This window comes from Methylophaga sp. UBA2689, from assembly GCA_002354555.1.
Lineage (GTDB): Bacteria > Pseudomonadota > Gammaproteobacteria > Nitrosococcales > Methylophagaceae > Methylophaga.
The window spans coordinates 3,842-18,667 of the sequence record DELT01000068.1; the positions used below are offsets into that span (position 1 = coordinate 3,842).

18 protein-coding genes are annotated in these 14,826 nt (G+C 44.6%); 7 read left to right on the forward strand and 11 right to left on the reverse strand.

Features of this window, described 5'->3' with window-relative positions; genetic code table 11:
• Positions 1-1,401: sigma-54 dependent transcriptional regulator (locus tag B3M51_RS07975; protein WP_349676721.1), on the forward strand; the 1,401-nt coding region annotated here is incomplete at its 5' end.
• 1 nt (position 1,402) lies between these two features.
• Here B3M51_RS07975 and B3M51_RS07980 read toward each other — a convergent pair.
• The 7 genes from B3M51_RS07980 to B3M51_RS08010 form a co-directional block, all read right to left on the reverse strand.
• Positions 1,403-1,810, reverse strand: a complete 408-nt coding sequence (locus B3M51_RS07980; RefSeq protein WP_292479105.1) for a ClpXP protease specificity-enhancing factor — start codon at positions 1,808-1,810, stop codon at positions 1,403-1,405.
• On the reverse strand, positions 1,810-2,430 hold the full coding sequence (locus tag B3M51_RS07985; protein ID WP_292758129.1) for a glutathione S-transferase N-terminal domain-containing protein: 621 nt from the start codon (positions 2,428-2,430) through the stop codon (positions 1,810-1,812). The genes B3M51_RS07980 and B3M51_RS07985 overlap by 1 nt, the downstream gene beginning before the upstream one ends.
• Before the next feature lie 32 nt (positions 2,431-2,462).
• Positions 2,463-3,173, reverse strand: coding sequence for a cytochrome c1 (locus tag B3M51_RS07990; protein WP_292758131.1), 711 nt, complete (start codon positions 3,171-3,173; stop codon positions 2,463-2,465).
• Complete coding sequence (locus tag B3M51_RS07995; RefSeq protein WP_292758133.1) at positions 3,170-4,384, reverse strand: cytochrome b; 1,215 nt, start codon at positions 4,382-4,384, stop codon at positions 3,170-3,172. The genes B3M51_RS07990 and B3M51_RS07995 overlap by 4 nt, the downstream gene beginning before the upstream one ends.
• Positions 4,381-4,974, reverse strand: coding sequence for a ubiquinol-cytochrome c reductase iron-sulfur subunit (gene petA / locus B3M51_RS08000; protein WP_292758135.1), 594 nt, complete (start codon positions 4,972-4,974; stop codon positions 4,381-4,383). The genes B3M51_RS07995 and petA overlap by 4 nt, the downstream gene beginning before the upstream one ends.
• A gap of 167 nt (positions 4,975-5,141) precedes the next feature.
• Positions 5,142-5,588 carry a plastocyanin/azurin family copper-binding protein gene (locus tag B3M51_RS08005; RefSeq protein WP_292479111.1) on the reverse strand — a complete coding sequence of 149 codons (447 nt, stop codon included), beginning with the start codon at positions 5,586-5,588 and terminating at the stop codon, positions 5,142-5,144.
• 270 nt (positions 5,589-5,858) lie between these two features.
• Positions 5,859-7,619: an ABCB family ABC transporter ATP-binding protein/permease gene (locus tag B3M51_RS08010; protein WP_292758137.1), complete on the reverse strand. Its 1,761-nt coding sequence runs from the start codon at positions 7,617-7,619 to the stop codon at positions 5,859-5,861.
• Between the two features lie 159 nt (positions 7,620-7,778).
• Here B3M51_RS08010 and B3M51_RS08015 point away from each other — a divergent pair, with 159 nt between their 5' ends.
• The 6 genes from B3M51_RS08015 (at position 7,779) to mutT (ending at position 12,298) form a co-directional block, all read left to right on the forward strand.
• Positions 7,779-8,045 carry an FmdB family zinc ribbon protein gene (locus B3M51_RS08015; protein ID WP_292758139.1) on the forward strand — a complete coding sequence of 89 codons (267 nt, stop codon included), beginning with the start codon at positions 7,779-7,781 and terminating at the stop codon, positions 8,043-8,045.
• 8 nt (positions 8,046-8,053) lie between these two features.
• A complete protein-coding gene (locus B3M51_RS08020; protein ID WP_292356073.1) occupies positions 8,054-8,686 on the forward strand; it encodes a DUF502 domain-containing protein in 633 nt (210 codons plus the stop codon).
• A gap of 72 nt (positions 8,687-8,758) precedes the next feature.
• On the forward strand, positions 8,759-10,543 hold the full coding sequence (gene aspS / locus B3M51_RS08025) for an aspartate--tRNA ligase (RefSeq protein ID WP_292758141.1): 1,785 nt from the start codon (positions 8,759-8,761) through the stop codon (positions 10,541-10,543).
• Positions 10,544-10,577: 34 nt separating this feature from the next.
• Complete coding sequence (gene nadA / locus B3M51_RS08030; RefSeq protein WP_292479119.1) at positions 10,578-11,690, forward strand: quinolinate synthase NadA; 1,113 nt, start codon at positions 10,578-10,580, stop codon at positions 11,688-11,690.
• A 17-nt stretch (positions 11,691-11,707) separates the two neighbouring features.
• Positions 11,708-11,893: a zinc-finger domain-containing protein gene (locus B3M51_RS08035; RefSeq protein WP_292479120.1), complete on the forward strand. Its 186-nt coding sequence runs from the start codon at positions 11,708-11,710 to the stop codon at positions 11,891-11,893.
• 3 nt (positions 11,894-11,896) lie between these two features.
• A complete protein-coding gene (gene mutT / locus B3M51_RS08040) occupies positions 11,897-12,298 on the forward strand; it encodes an 8-oxo-dGTP diphosphatase MutT (protein ID WP_292758143.1) in 402 nt (133 codons plus the stop codon).
• A 40-nt stretch (positions 12,299-12,338) separates the two neighbouring features.
• On the opposite strand, the gene yacG is transcribed toward mutT, so the two are convergent.
• The 4 genes from yacG to B3M51_RS08060 are packed head-to-tail and all read right to left on the reverse strand — an operon-like array spanning position 12,339 to position 14,822.
• Positions 12,339-12,524, reverse strand: a complete 186-nt coding sequence (yacG, locus tag B3M51_RS08045) for a DNA gyrase inhibitor YacG (RefSeq protein ID WP_292479123.1) — start codon at positions 12,522-12,524, stop codon at positions 12,339-12,341.
• A gap of 2 nt (positions 12,525-12,526) precedes the next feature.
• A complete protein-coding gene (gene zapD, locus B3M51_RS08050; protein ID WP_292758146.1) occupies positions 12,527-13,297 on the reverse strand; it encodes a cell division protein ZapD in 771 nt (256 codons plus the stop codon).
• A gap of 45 nt (positions 13,298-13,342) precedes the next feature.
• The gene (gene coaE, locus B3M51_RS08055) at positions 13,343-13,951 is read right to left on the reverse strand and encodes a dephospho-CoA kinase (protein ID WP_292758148.1); all 609 of its coding nucleotides are present in this window, start codon (positions 13,949-13,951) and stop codon (positions 13,343-13,345) included.
• A 1-nt stretch (position 13,952) separates the two neighbouring features.
• The gene (locus tag B3M51_RS08060) at positions 13,953-14,822 is read right to left on the reverse strand and encodes a prepilin peptidase (RefSeq protein WP_292758150.1); all 870 of its coding nucleotides are present in this window, start codon (positions 14,820-14,822) and stop codon (positions 13,953-13,955) included.
• Between the last annotated feature and the right edge of the window lie 4 nt (positions 14,823-14,826).

Genomic DNA, 14,826 nt, shown 5'->3' on the forward strand with positions numbered 1-14,826 from the left:
TCGTCAATAGGATGTTACATGCTTAATTTTGTATTAATTGAGGACGAAAACCTGTTCGCCAAATCGGTTAAACGACGACTGGAGCGGGAAGGTCATCAAGCCATAATTGCCGATAACATCAGCGATGGAAAAAAACTGTTACGCCAGGAATCAATTGATGTTCTGCTATTGGATGTCAGGCTACCGGATGGCAATGGCCTGGATTTATTAGCTGAAATTCGTGCGCCAGGACATCCACTGCAGAACTTGCCTGTTGTGATGATGACAGCTTATGGAGAGCTGGAAGACGCCGTTAATGCAATGAAATTTGGTGCATCAGATTATCTCAAAAAACCGGTGGATTTGGATGAACTGATACTGACGATTGAGAAGGTGGTTCATAATCACGCTATCAGTCGTCAGTTACATTATTCTGAACAGCGTGAACAAAAGACTAATAAGCCAATTAATCTGATTGGTAGTAGTCAGGAAATCCTGTCAATTAGGCAGCAGGCAAAACAGCTCTCTGAGCTGATGGATAAAAATAAGGATACAACCCCTGTCGTATTAATTACGGGTGAGACAGGCAGTGGCAAGGGTGTTCTAGCACGATATTTTCATCAAATAAGCCAGCGGCATAATCGACCTTTTGTTCTTGTAGATTGTGCTGCATTACCGGAAGCTTCAATCGAAGCTGAATTATTCGGTCAGTCGCCCAGCACCCTCGAAACCAATTCTCCTGCTCGTCCCGGTTTGATTGAAGTCGCTGAGGATGGAACATTATTACTGGATGAAATTGCAGAATTATCATTATCAACGCAAACCAAATTGCTTAATGTTATAGAGCGTAGACAGCTTCGCAGGTTGGGAGCGACCAAAGAAATTCCGGTGAATTCTCATATTATTGCAACGACCAATCGGGATCTTCACCAATTAGTTATGTCGGGTGAATTTCGTGCCGATTTGTATTTTCGGTTGAATGTTGTAGAGATTAAACTTCCACCTCTACGAATACGACAACAGGATATAGCTGAACTGGCACAGTTTTTTATCGAACAATTTGCCAAGCGTTACGGTGTTGAACAACCAAGACTCGCTTATGATGCCATGCGTGAAATGCAACAATATGACTGGCCTGGTAACATCCGCGAACTGGAGAATGTTCTGGAGCGAGCAGTAATGCTCTGTAAACAAAGTGTCATCGAGTTTGATGACTTGTCATTGAGAGCTTTTGGCAGTGACAAACAAGACGAACATGGTGATGGTGGTTCCATGTTCGAAAAAATGACACTTGATCAGGTTGAAAAATATTTATTGGAAACGGCTTTGAACCGAAGTTCCGGTAATGTTTCCAGAGCGGCAAGACAACTTGGATTAACCCGTATGGCAATGCGTTATCGTATGGAGAAATACAAGCTGTAAATTATTTGACCAGTTTCAAGCTTGGCTTGCCGTTAGTTGTTTTATTGGTTGGTTTACCAGGTTCTTTAGCTGTCGGCGGCGGGGGGGTAGGATGCTCTTCTTCAGGAAAGAACATGCCTTCGTTATTTTCTTTCCCATAAATCGCCTGAATAGCAATGACCGGAATAAATAAATTCATCGCCTTGCCGGAAAATCTTGCTGAAAAGCTCACCCAGTCATTGTCCATATTCAGTCCGTCGATAGCATCCGGTGCCAGATTCAGGACGATACGGGAGTCGCGAATATACTGGTCAGGAACCACAACCCCTTCATAATCAGTATTCACCAGTAAATAGGGGGTGCAATCGTTATCCAGCAACCATTGATAAATAGCTCTGATTAGATAAGGCTTTTGTGAAGACATGCTCATTAGCGCATTCCTCTCTCCGCTGTGCTCAGACTGGCCTGGAAAGTATCTCTATTAAATATTTTTTGTGCATAACGTTCAACCGCTTTGGCGGAATCCGGTAATTTTATACCCAAATGCGGTAATCGCCACAATAACGGTGCAACATAACAATCGATTAATGAAAATTCGTCGCTCATGAGAAAGTCGTATTGTTCGAACAGTGGGGCCAGAACAGTCAAATCTTCACGTAGCGTTTTTTTGGCTTTGGTTGCTGGTGATTTGTCACGTCCAGATAATTGAGGCCACATTGAGAACCAGTCCGTTTCCAGACGATGCAACATCAGTCGCATTTGAGCTCTGGCACCTGGATCGTTAGGCATCAGGGATGGATGAGGAAAACGCTCATCAAGATATTCCATAATGATTCTGGAATGGAATATTACAATATCCCGATCAAACAGTGTCGGGCCCTGAGCGTATGGATTTGCTGAGGCAACCTCTTCCGGCCAGTGGCCATCAACAAGATTTACAATCTGACAATCAATTTGCTTTTCTTGAACAACGATACGGGTTTGATGGCTGAAGGGACATTGTACATCTGAGTACAATGTCATCAGCGGTTTACGATTACGTGTTGTCATTAGCTGTACTGCTTATGTTTTGGAATGTAGCGTTAGTGAACGTCTTTCCAGTAAGCTTTTTTCAGTGCCAGTGCGATTACAAAGAATATCGCAAGATAGAGCAAGACCCACTTACCCAGCGCTAAACGCTGTAATTTAGATGGTTCACTGATATAAGCAAGAAAGTTGACTAGATCTCGGCTCATCATATCGTATTGTCGAGGAGTCAGCGCACCTTCTTGTTCAACACTTAAATGACCATACTCGTCGATAGCCTGATATCCCTGTTGTTCCCATAGGACATGTGGCATACCAACATCTTTGAAAGCCAGGTTATTAGTGCCCATTGGCCGACTTTCATCCAGATAGAATGTACGCAGATAGGTATATAACCAGTCTGTACCTCTTGCACGGGCAATAACCGATAAATCAGGCGGAACAACACCAAACCAGCGTTTGGCATCTTCGGCTCGCATTGCTATTTGCATGGTGTCACCAATTTTATCGGTGGCAAACATCAAATTTTCAGCAACCTGATCGTCTGTAAGCCCTAAATCTTTTGCCATACGGTTATAACGCATCAATGATGCACCATGACAGCTTAAGCAATAATTAACGAACGTGTGAGCACCACGTTGCAAAGAGGCTTTATCGGTCAAATCAATATCGACAGTATCCAGCTTTGATGACGGACCCGCCGCAATGGCGAGCGTCGAGAACACACTGAATACCGAAATAAGAGCAGCAAAAGTCAGATTTCTCATTTGGTCGTCACCCTTTCTGGCACAGGTTTATCTTTATCAAATTTCGTGTAAATCGGCATCAGGAGAAAGAAAGCAAAATACAGAACGGTAAAAATCTGAGCCATCAAAGTATAAAGAAACGTTGCAGGCTGAGTGCCTAAGTAACCCAATGCTAAAAAGCTAATAACAAACACTACCAGAGCGATACGGAAATATGGACCTCTATAGCGAATGGAGCGGGTTCTGCTGCGATCCAGCCAAGGTAGCAGGAATAACACGACAATTGCCAGCCCCATGGCAATAACTCCAAAGAGCTTATCTGGCACCGCACGCAAAATGGCATAGAACGGTGTAAAATACCAAAGTGGGACGATATGTTCCGGTGTTTTCAATGGATCCGCAGGAATAAAATTATCTTTTTCCAGAAACCAGCCGCCAAATTCTGGCATATAGAACAACACTAATGAGAAGATAAACAGGAAGACAACAACGCCCACCAAATCTTTGACAGTGTAATAAGGATGGAAAGGGATGCCATCAACAGGTTTACCGTTGGCATCCTTGTTTTTCTTGATGTCCACGCCATCCGGGTTGTTGGATCCTACTTCATGCAGTGCAAGGATATGCGCTGCTACCAAACCAAGTAACACGATTGGCAATGCAATAACGTGCATGGCAAAAAACCGGTTTAAGGTGGCATCAGCGACCACATAATCGCCACGAATCCACAGAGCCAGATCTTCACCAATAACCGGTAAAGCGCCAAATAAAGAAATAATTACCTGAGCGCCCCAGTAAGACATTTGACCCCAGGGTAACAAATACCCCATAAAGGCTTCAGCCATCAGCACAACATATAACAGCATGCCGAAAATCCAAATCAACTCTCGTGGTTGTTTATAGGACCCATACATCAGGCCGCGGAACATATGCAGGTAGATAACAACAAAGAAGGCGGAAGCGCCAGTGGAGTGCAGGTAACGAATCAACCAGCCCCATTCTACGTCCCGCATAATGTATTCAACCGAAGCGAAAGCCAGTTCAGCATCCGGTTTGTAATTCATCGTTAAAAAGATGCCGGTAATAATCTGCAGCACCAGAATCAATAAGGCAAGTGAACCGAAGTAATACCAAAAGTTAAAGTTTTTCGGTGCGTAATATTCCGAAATATGTTCCTTCCACATTTTTGTTGCCGGGAAGCGGGCATCAATCCAATCCATCATCGACATCATGCAGCTCCTTGGGCATCTTCACCAACAATAACAACATTGTCACCTTGGTAATGGTAGGGGGGAACTACAAGGTTGGTTGGTGCTGGAACACCTTGGAAAACCCGTCCGGCTAAGTCAAAGCGTGAACCATGACAGGGGCAAAAGAATCCGCCTTTCCAATTTTCGCCAAGATCCTCAGGAGCTATTTCTGGTCGATAAGTGGGGGAGCAACCCAAATGGGTACAGATACCGACCATTACCATGACATCCTTACGTATAGAACGTGTTTCGTTCTGCGCATATTCAGGTTGCTGGGTCTGTTCGCTTTGTGGATCACGCAGCTCATCGTTTAATGTTGGAAGCGTGTTCAAAATTTCTTCTGAACGGCGGAAAATCCACACCGGTTTGCCACGCCATTCAACCGTCAGTAATTGGCCGGGTTCCAGCTGGCTGATATCAATTTGCACCGGAGCACCAGCAGCTTCAGCCTTGGCACTTGGTGCAATCGATGATACAAAAGGAATGGCTACAGCCACTGCGCCAGCACCGCCTACTACACTAGCTGCGGCTGTTAAAAACCGTCTTTTGCCAGTATCTATAGTGTCACTCATCAGATGAATATCCCCTGATATGTTATTTAATGTGAATCCAGCAGAGCATTAATGTCTCGGGATTGCTGAGATAAAACCAGTAAATTTTAGCATAGCAAGGAATGTTTTGGATCAAAAAAGCCCGCATTTTCATGCGGGCTTTTGAAGAGAGCTAAAGAGAGTAAGATTTACTCTGCTGCAGCTTTTTGAGTTTTTTTCACCAGACGCTTCAAAGCACCTTTTGGTTTTGTGTCAACGATAGCTTGCAGGTTGGTTGGTTCGCCTACGATAATCGCACCACCCATACCGGCACCCCAGTGAGGGTCACACTTATACATGTAAACACCTTCAACTGTTAAAGGTTTAGTTTGAAAGTTTTCGCCCATTTGTGACATAAAACCTTCAGCACCTTCTGGAATGTATTCGTGTTCACCATCAGAATCGGTAAACGTTGTGTTAACAAGATGACCGTTCATTCTATCCCAGGAAACGGTATCACCTGGTTGAACTTTGATAACCATTGGGTCAAAAGAAGTTAACGATGCTGTTACAACATGATTTTCAGCCATTGCAGCCGCAGAAAACAAAGATGCAGCACCTAATGCAGCCGCGATCAGTGATTTACTATATTTCATGAATATTTCCTCTCTTTATTGAGTTATTTGCCTCAGTGCGGTGCCAGTCTCCCATAATGAAGCTGAACACACACTGAACACATTTAGCTACGTGTTTTACCACGCTATTTTCTTGGCAGGACAAGCACAAAAACGCCAAACTATACTGACTATTTGTGGGATATGTCCATGAAAAAATGAAAAATTGTGTCATTTAACACAATGCTTTTTCCCCGAGTAAATAACTGGCAATTGCCTAAATTCTATAAAGCTAAGGTCTCGAAAAAAGGGCTAGAAATTTTGTGGGCCATGGTTTTGTAGTTTCCACATATCGGCATAATGACCTTTTCTATCAAGCAAGTTTTGATGACTACCCTGTTCAATAATCTGTCCATCTTTCATTACTAATATATTGTCAGCATCTACCACTGTTGAGAGTCTGTGAGCGATAACCAATGTGGTTTTATGCTGACTTATTTGTATTAGTTGTTGAGCGATGGCATTTTCGGAATGACTATCAAGTGCAGATGTTGCCTCGTCAAACACCAAAATCGATGGGTTCTTTAACAATGTTCGAGCTATGGCAATACGTTGTTTTTCCCCGCCTGATAATTTCAATCCCCGTTCACCAACCAAAGTGTTGTACCCGTGGGGTAAGGAACTGATAAATTCATGAATATGGGCCTGGCGGGCCGCTTTGATGACGGCCTCTGGAGAAGCTTCCGGACAGCCGTATTGTATGTTGTAAAACAGGCTGTCATTAAATAGCACAGTATCCTGAGGCACCACACCAATCACTTGGCGCAGGCTTTGCTGAGTGACATGCCGGATATTCTGACCATCAATTTCGATGCTGCCTGAAGTCGGATCATAAAATCTGAATAATAAACGCACCAGAGTTGATTTACCGGAACCACTGGCGCCAACGATTGCAATTTTTTGCCCACCTGGCACTTCAAAATCTATCTGTTTCAAAATTGAACGATCTGGCTCGTAATCAAAGTCGACATGGTTAAACCTGATATGACCCTCAGTAATGGCAAGCGTGGTTGCATCATTTTGATCGTTGATTTCTTCTCCCTGATTTAACAGATCAAACATCCGCTCCATATCAGCAAGCGCGTGACGGATTTCCCGATAGATATATCCCAGAAATCCCAGTGGCAGATATAGTTGCAATAGATAAGCATTGACCAGAACCAAATCACCTATGGTCATCTCTCCATCCACGACGCCTTTGCCAGCAAGTAACATTAAAGCTGTCAGGCCGGCAGCAATAATAAAACCTTGCCCCATGTTCATTACGGCGAGTGATGTTTGGTTGCGAATGGCAGACTTTTCCCAAATCGCTAATTTGCTGTCATAGCGACTGGCTTCGAAAGCTTCGTTGCTAAAATATTTAACCGTTTCATAATTTATCAAACTATCAATGGCCTGATTGTTCGCTGCAGAATCCATTTCATTCATTGCCCGGCGAAATCGCATGCGCCATTCAGTGATAATTAATGTGAAAATAATAAATACCAGCGTAGTGCCAGTAGTGATAATCGCAAAAATATTGTCGTACTGGCTCAACAAAATAATCGTGACCAATGCAATTTCCACCAGCGTCGGCAAAATATTAAAGATCATGAAATTCAGTAAAAAAGTGATACCCCGACTGCCACGTTCAATATCTCGCGAAATGCCGCCGGTTTGGCGCTGCAGATGAAAACGTAAGGAAAGACGATGTAAATGTGAAAAAATATTTCCAGCGATATGCCTAACTGAGCTATAAATAACTTTGGCAAACAATGCATCGCGTAATTCATTAAATACAGTGCTGGCAAGCCGCAGCAAGCCATAGGCAATTAACAGTATCACCGGTAGATAAATAACATCCTGCAACTGTGGATCCAGTGCATCCACCGCACCTTTTAGTACCAAAGGCACGCTAACATTCGCCACTTTCGCGAGGCACAGCAGCACTAAGGCGAGTATCACCCGGGTTTTGTATTGCCACACATAAGGCAACAGACTGCGAATGGCCTGCCAGTCTTGAGAAGATTTCATAATGTCAGTTTAGCCGATTTACGAATTTGTCAGTTAAAATGCCAAAGACTGAATTTGCAAATTTTCGGTATAATCAACAGCTTTTAAGCTTGAAACAAATATTTCTTGCCGCATTTATAAGCAGCGCTGTTTGTTGATTCATTTTTAGGGAGTAACCTCATGCCGTTTTATGAATATCGCTGTGATGCCTGTAATCATAACTTTGAAGCGTTGCAAAAGATCAGTGACGATGCTTTGGTGGATTGCCCAGCATGCCATCAACCCAATCTGAAAAAACTGATTTCAGCGGCGGGTTTTCGTCTTAAAGGTCAGGGCTGGTATGAAACAGATTTTAAATCGGGTTCAAAACGTAACCTCGCCGACAGCGGAACCGCAGACAGTTCACCTGCGGCCGCGCATACCTGTGGAACAGGATGCAGTCATTAAAAATTTAAATGCGTAAATATTTAATAGCAGGCCTGCTGGTCTGGATGCCGCTTGGGGTCACTTTTTTAGTGGTTCGGGCGATAGTAGGTTTTTTAGATAAAAGTCTGTTGCTGTTGCCGGATGCCTTTCAGCCCGATAGGCTGCTCGGCTTTCATATTCCCGGTTTGGGAGTATTACTGGCAGTGGCGCTGGTTTTGATCACCGGCATGATAATGGCCAATTTACTGGGGCGTCGATTAGTGGCGTTCTGGGAATCATTACTGGCAAGAATCCCGCTGGTCAGAACGCTTTATTCAGCGGTTAAGCAAATCATGGAAGCGGTGCTGGCAACAGATGCCAAATCGTTTCGAAAAGTATTATTGGTGGAATATCCACGCAAAGGTGTCTGGAGCTTAGCGTTTATGACATCGGATGATCTGGGTGAGGTGCAGGATAAAACCATTGCCAATGTCATCAGCGTGTTTATTCCGACCACACCAAATCCTACCTCGGGGTTTGTGTTGATGGTGCCGGAATCTGATGTTATTGAATTGGATATGGCGGTAGAAGAGGGGCTGAAAATGATCATTTCGATGGGCGTAGTGGTACCAAACTCACTGGCCTATCAAAAGAAACGTCAGGATCAGCAGCTCACTGAATAGAAAATTTCGGACACTTTTTATCTAATATAAAAGGTGTAGTGTTAAACAGTATTTTTGGATGTTGGAATAATTATGCGTAGCCATTACTGCGGCGATGTAAACGAATCTTTGATTGAACAAACGGTAAAAGTTGCAGGCTGGATGCATCGTCGCCGGGATCATGGTGGGGTTATTTTTATTGATTTGCGTGATCGTGAAGGTCTGGTGCAAATCGTTTGTAATCCGGAAGATGCCGAAAGTTTTGCCGTGGCTGAAAAAGTACGCAGTGAATATGTGTTACAAATTGAAGGTGTGGTTAACCCCCGTCCTGCGGGCAGCGAAAATACCGATTTAAAAAGCGGTAAAATCGAAATCATCGCCAAGCGCGTGACTATTCTGAACAGTTCTGAAACTCCGCCATTCCCTTTGACGGAACAGGCTGAAGTTAATGAAGATATCCGGCTGCGTCATCGTTATATCGATTTACGTCGCCCGGAAATGCTGCAAAAGCTGCGCTTTCGTTCACAGATTATCCGTCAATTACGCCAGTACCTCGATAATCATGGCTTTATGGATATTGAAACGCCTATCCTGACCAAAGCGACACCGGAGGGCGCGCGTGACTATCTGGTGCCAAGTCGTACTCATCCCGGTGATTTCTTTGCATTACCCCAGTCTCCGCAGTTATTTAAACAATTGTTGATGGTGGCCGGTATGGATCGCTATTATCAGGTTGTTCGTTGTTTCCGCGATGAAGATTTGCGTGCTGATCGCCAGCCGGAATTCACCCAATTGGATATTGAAACCTCTTTTGTTGAAGAAGAGGATTTAATGCAATTGATGGAAGAAATGATCCGTGACTTGTTTGCCAATGTATTAGAACAACCGTTACCGAATCCTTTCCCAAGAATGACCTATGCGGACGCCATGGATCGTTATGGTAGTGATAAACCGGATCTGCGAATTCCATTAGAACTCGTTGATGTAAGTGATTTGATGCAGGGTGTTGATTTTAAGGTGTTCTCTGCACCAGCTAATGATGAAAATGGACGTGTGGCTGCTTTGCGCGTACCGGGTGGCAACTCTTTAAGCCGTAAAGAAATTGATGATTACACCAAGTTTGTCAGTATCTACGGTGCAAAAGGTCTGGCTTACATTAAAGTCAATGATCTTGCTGCTGGCCGGGAAGGTTTGCAATCACCTATTCTGAAATTCCTGCCCGATGATGTGGTTGATGCGATTTTGCAAAGAACGGCAGCTGAAACCGGTGACTTGGTGTTCTTTGGTGCCGATAAAGCTTCAATTGTGAATGAATCTTTGGGTGCTTTACGTGTCAAAATTGGCCATGATTTAGATATGGTTGAACATGGCTGGCGCCCGTTATGGGTGGTTGAATTCCCGATGTTTGAATGGGATGACAAAACGCAGCGTTGGTATGCTTTGCATCATCCTTTCACTGCACCACGAGAGTCAGACATTGATTTATTAAGCAACGATCCAGGTAAGTGTCTGTCTCGTGCATATGACATGGTATTAAACGGTACTGAGTTGGGCGGCGGTTCGATTCGTATCCATAAAACCAATGTGCAGCAGAAAGTCTTTGAAATGCTGGGCATTCCTGCTGAAGAAGCGGAAGAGAAATTTGGCTTCCTGTTACAGGCATTGAAATATGGTTGCCCACCACATGGTGGTTTGGCATTTGGTTTGGACAGACTGGCTATGTTAATGACGGGCTCAGCATCGATTCGTGATGTAATGGCCTTCCCGAAAACACAGTCAGCGGCTTGTCTGTTAACCAATGCACCAAGCCCGGTCAGTGATGAACAGTTGAAAGAATTGAATATTCGTCTGCGTAAAGTACCAATAGCAGAAGTCTGAGTAAAACAGCAATAGCGGTTAAGAGGAAAGCGAAGTGGCTACAAAACTAGCAACAACGGCAATCCCGTTTGAACAGTACTTCTCAATTGATGATGAGGCATGCGATAAACGTATTGATGCCGCTAAACAGAAATTGGGCGATGATTTGGTTATTCTAGGGCATCACTACCAGCGTAATGAAGTTTTCAAACATGCGGATTTTTCAGGTGATTCGCTCAAACTGTCACGCAATGCTGCCGAATCAGACGCTCAGTACATCGTGTTCTGTGGCGTGCATTTTATGGCGGAAGTAGCAGATATCCTTTCACGTCCCGATCAAATTGCGATTTTGCCCGATCTGGCCGCCGGTTGTTCAATGGCTGATATGGCGAACCGGGTAAATGTGGATCGTGCCTGGCAGGAAATGAGCGAAGTGCTGGATCCGGATGAGACGATTACGCCAATCACCTATATAAATTCGGCTGCAGACCTCAAATCCTTCTGTGGTAAACATGGCGGTATTGTGTGTACTTCTACCAATGCGCCACATGTGCTGGATTGGGCGTTTGCTCAACGCGAAAAAGTACTGTTCTTCCCTGATCAACATCTAGGCCGCAATACCGGTTACAAGATGGGTATTCCACTGGAAGAAATGGTGGTGTGGGATTTTGATAAACCACTGGGTGGATTAACGCCGGAAGCATTGAAGAAAGCCAAAATTATTTTGTGGAAGGGCTTTTGTTCTGTTCATCAGATGTTCCAGCCACAACAGATTGATAACTTCCTGGAAAAATACCCGGAAACCAAAGTTATTTCTCACCCGGAATGCAGCTTTGAAGTCTGCCAGAAATCCGATTATGTCGGTTCCACTGAATATATAGTCAACACGATCGCCAACAGTGAACCTAATACTCGCTGGCTGGTGGGGACCGAATTGAATCTGGTAAACCGTTTACATGAACGGTTCCAGGATCAGGGTAAATCGGTTCACTTTATGTCACCGACGGTATGTATGTGCTCCACCATGTTCCGTGTTGATCCGCAGCATTTGTTGTGGGTACTGGAAAACCTGGTGGAAGGCCATGTGGTTAATCAGGTGTCTGTGGATCCGGTGACTGCCCAAGAAGCCAAACTGGCGCTGGATCGGATGCTCGCCTTACCAATTTAATTGAGGAGTAGCGCGTTATGTCAGAGACCAGAGAAGCCTGTACACAGCGACGCTATGAAGTGAGCAAAAAAGATTTGCCTATCAGCTGTCCCATGCCGGATATGCCGGCATGGAATGCTCATCCACGGGTATATCTTGAAATCAAAAGCCATGGTGAAGTACTTTGTCCGTACTGCGGTACGCTATTCGTGCTGAAAAATTGATTGATGAAAAAACGTCTACAAGTCGCTGTCGCGATTATTGTTAATAATGATGAACAGGTTTTAATTGCACGCCGTCATGCGCATCAGCATCAAGGTGATCTGTGGGAATTTCCGGGAGGTAAGCGTGAAGCCGATGAAACCCGGTTAGAGGCTCTGCAACGAGAAATTTACGAAGAGGTCGGGTTACAGGTTGAGCAGGCTGACCCCTTAATGCAGATCGTTCATGATTATCCAGATTTGCAGGTCGAGCTTGACGTCTGGTTAGTGACTGAATTTTCCGGTGAAGCAACGGGAAAGGAAGGGCAGCCATTGGTGTGGTGTCCATTAGCTGAATTATCTGCCAGAGAATTTCCTGCTGCGAATATGCAGATTATTGAGCGGTTAACTAATCTCTACTTTGTTTAGCAACCAGTCAGTGGTAGTAAAGAAAGCGCATTAGCAATAATTAATGAAACGAGTTGGGATCGTCTTCCGGATCAATGACAGGCTCTCCAGGTATGCGATGATTTCCTGCCGCCCATTCACCCAAGTCAATTAATTTACAGCGCTCACAGCAGAACGGCTTCCATTTGTTGTCATCAGTCCATTCAACTTTACGTCCGCATTGTGGACAATTTACTTTCAATACCATAATTACATTGTGCAACAGCTAAGCTGAAAATCCGCATCATCATTAATTTGTTGAGGACGCTGATTAATATCAAACGTCATAAAACGCACCGTGAAACGGTGTTTGCCACCACTTATTTCCGGGTAATAAGGCGTGCTTGAAGGAATACGAACCCGAATTAACTGGGTTGGCAGATTACTGTCCAGGCTGCGTTGATAAAATCCCTTCTCTGCCTGAGCACCACTGAAACCGGCACTGCCGCGAATCAGTTGCAGCGAAATATTTATCGCCCCACGTACTGCTACAAACTGTTCCAGCCAGTAATTTAATTGTTGCTGGCGTTGTTCAACAGAGGAATGTTGTAACCAGTAATGGTAGGCAGGTAAATCAAAATCACAGGTGCCGCCGGCAATGCTGGAACGTTGACGGATGCTGTAAAGAAACTCATTTTCTTTTAAAACCTGACCAATGGACGTTTTACGAATCTGAAGAGCATCGAGCGTCTGGTCCAGTTCAGCAAGTAATGCATCCAAGGTTTCTTTGTCGACACCGGGCGAGTTTTCCAATGCGGATAGATTGGTAATGAGCCGTTCAACTTCCTTGGTCACTTCGGACTTCATATCGCCCCGTTCAAATACCTGCAACATACTCAACATGGCATCAATGGCTTCACGATGACTCATTTCATCATCATGCTGCATGGCAAAATCCACACGTGCCAACAGAAATTCCAGTCTCAGGAATGTTCTTATGCGTTCATTCAGTGGTTGTTCGTATGTGATAACGTCGGACATAGTGTGTTTTTTATCATTTACATAAGGTCAGCTTGATGACCGGGATTAATTTTGCGTCGTTTCTGCCAGCTGACAATATAACGCATGCAGTTGAGTAACCTGAAATTTCAATTTTTCAATTCCATCACTATTGTCGATGATATCGTGAGCACATTGCAATCGCTGTTCGCGGTTTGATTGAGCCGCAAGATGTTGAGCAGCCTCTTCAATAGTTAGATTGTCTCGGTTTTGCAGACGCTCAAATTGGGTTTGGTGATCCACATCAACGACCAGAATACGATCGACGCACGTCTGCATCTTGGCTTCAACTAACAACGGTACGCTCAAAATACAGTAACGGCTTTTGGCATTTGCTGACTGTTGTAGCAGTTGTTGGCGAATTGCTGGGTGCAGGATTTGTTCGAGCATTTTTTTGGCTGCAGCATCGGAGAACAGCAGCTTGCGTAATGCAGGTCGGTTTAACTGTTCATCTGCAAGCACATAATGACTGCCAAATTGCTCAACGATTTGCTGGTATTGGGGGGTACCAGGCTGGCTCAGTTCACGGGCAATAATATCGGCATCAATAACGGTAACGCCCAGCTCTGCAAATAATGTTGAGACAGTTGATTTGCCTGATGCAATGCCGCCGGTTAGGCCAACCCGAAACACCATTTCAGCTTAATCCGCTCCAATTCAGATATCCGGTGGTCAGAGCGTCGCCCCATATCAGCGCCAGCCAGCCGGCTGCTGCCAGATAAGGACCAAATGGAATTGGAATATCCCGATGCTGTTGTTTTAACAAAATCAGGCTGATACCAACTAATGCACCAACTAAAGAGGATAATAAAACGATCATTGGCAACGCCTGCCAACCCATCCAGGCCCCCAAGGCTGCCAGCAGCTTAAAATCGCCATAGCCCATGCCTTCCTTACCTGTGACCAAACGAAAAGCGTGATACACCAGCCAAAGCGCCAGATAACCGGCAATGGCACCAATAACGGCAGAGCTAATGTCGGTATAGATAGCAAACAGGTTAAAACTGAGTCCTAACCACAATAAGGGTAAAGTAATGCTGTCGGGCAACAGTTGATGATCAACATCGATAAACGTCAACGCGAGCAGAGACCAACTTAACAATAAGGCTCCCACTACGGCAATGCCGAAACCAAAGTGCCATGCCACTATCGCTGAGATCCCTGCAGTGAATAATTCAATCAGCGGATAGCGTTTGGAAATTGGCGCTTTGCATTCCTTGCAACGGCCTTTCAGAGCGAGATAACTGAGTACCGGAATATTTTCCAATGCAGTAATAGCATGACTGCAATGCGGACAGCGAGAGCGCGGTTTGCTTAACGTAAGTTCATCTGTCCCAGGTTCAGTTGTTCCAATCAATTCATGGCACTGTTGGGCCCACTCACGCTGCATCATCAGCGGCAGTCGGTGAATCACCACATTGAGAAAGCTGCCTACCAGTAATCCCAGAATGAAAATACTGGCAATAAAAAAAATGCTGGAGGTTTCCAGCAGATAAATTAGCGACATAGGA

Coding starts and splice junctions, on each gene's coding strand:
- B3M51_RS07980 (WP_292479105.1), bottom strand. CDS start 1,810: ATGAGCATGTCTTCACAAAAGCCTTATCTAATCAGAGCTATTTATCAA.
- B3M51_RS07985 (WP_292758129.1), bottom strand. CDS start 2,430: ATGACAACACGTAATCGTAAACCGCTGATGACATTGTACTCAGATGTA.
- B3M51_RS07990 (WP_292758131.1), bottom strand. CDS start 3,173: ATGAGAAATCTGACTTTTGCTGCTCTTATTTCGGTATTCAGTGTGTTC.
- B3M51_RS07995 (WP_292758133.1), bottom strand. CDS start 4,384: ATGATGTCGATGATGGATTGGATTGATGCCCGCTTCCCGGCAACAAAA.
- petA (WP_292758135.1), bottom strand. CDS start 4,974: ATGAGTGACACTATAGATACTGGCAAAAGACGGTTTTTAACAGCCGCA.
- B3M51_RS08005 (WP_292479111.1), bottom strand. CDS start 5,588: ATGAAATATAGTAAATCACTGATCGCGGCTGCATTAGGTGCTGCATCT.
- B3M51_RS08010 (WP_292758137.1), bottom strand. CDS start 7,619: ATGAAATCTTCTCAAGACTGGCAGGCCATTCGCAGTCTGTTGCCTTAT.
- B3M51_RS08015 (WP_292758139.1), top strand. CDS start 7,779: ATGCCGTTTTATGAATATCGCTGTGATGCCTGTAATCATAACTTTGAA.
- B3M51_RS08020 (WP_292356073.1), top strand. CDS start 8,054: ATGCGTAAATATTTAATAGCAGGCCTGCTGGTCTGGATGCCGCTTGGG.
- aspS (WP_292758141.1), top strand. CDS start 8,759: ATGCGTAGCCATTACTGCGGCGATGTAAACGAATCTTTGATTGAACAA.
- B3M51_RS08035 (WP_292479120.1), top strand. CDS start 11,708: ATGTCAGAGACCAGAGAAGCCTGTACACAGCGACGCTATGAAGTGAGC.
- mutT (WP_292758143.1), top strand. CDS start 11,897: ATGAAAAAACGTCTACAAGTCGCTGTCGCGATTATTGTTAATAATGAT.
- yacG (WP_292479123.1), bottom strand. CDS start 12,524: ATGGTATTGAAAGTAAATTGTCCACAATGCGGACGTAAAGTTGAATGG.
- zapD (WP_292758146.1), bottom strand. CDS start 13,297: ATGTCCGACGTTATCACATACGAACAACCACTGAATGAACGCATAAGA.
- coaE (WP_292758148.1), bottom strand. CDS start 13,951: ATGGTGTTTCGGGTTGGCCTAACCGGCGGCATTGCATCAGGCAAATCA.
- B3M51_RS08060 (WP_292758150.1), bottom strand. CDS start 14,822: ATGTCGCTAATTTATCTGCTGGAAACCTCCAGCATTTTTTTTATTGCC.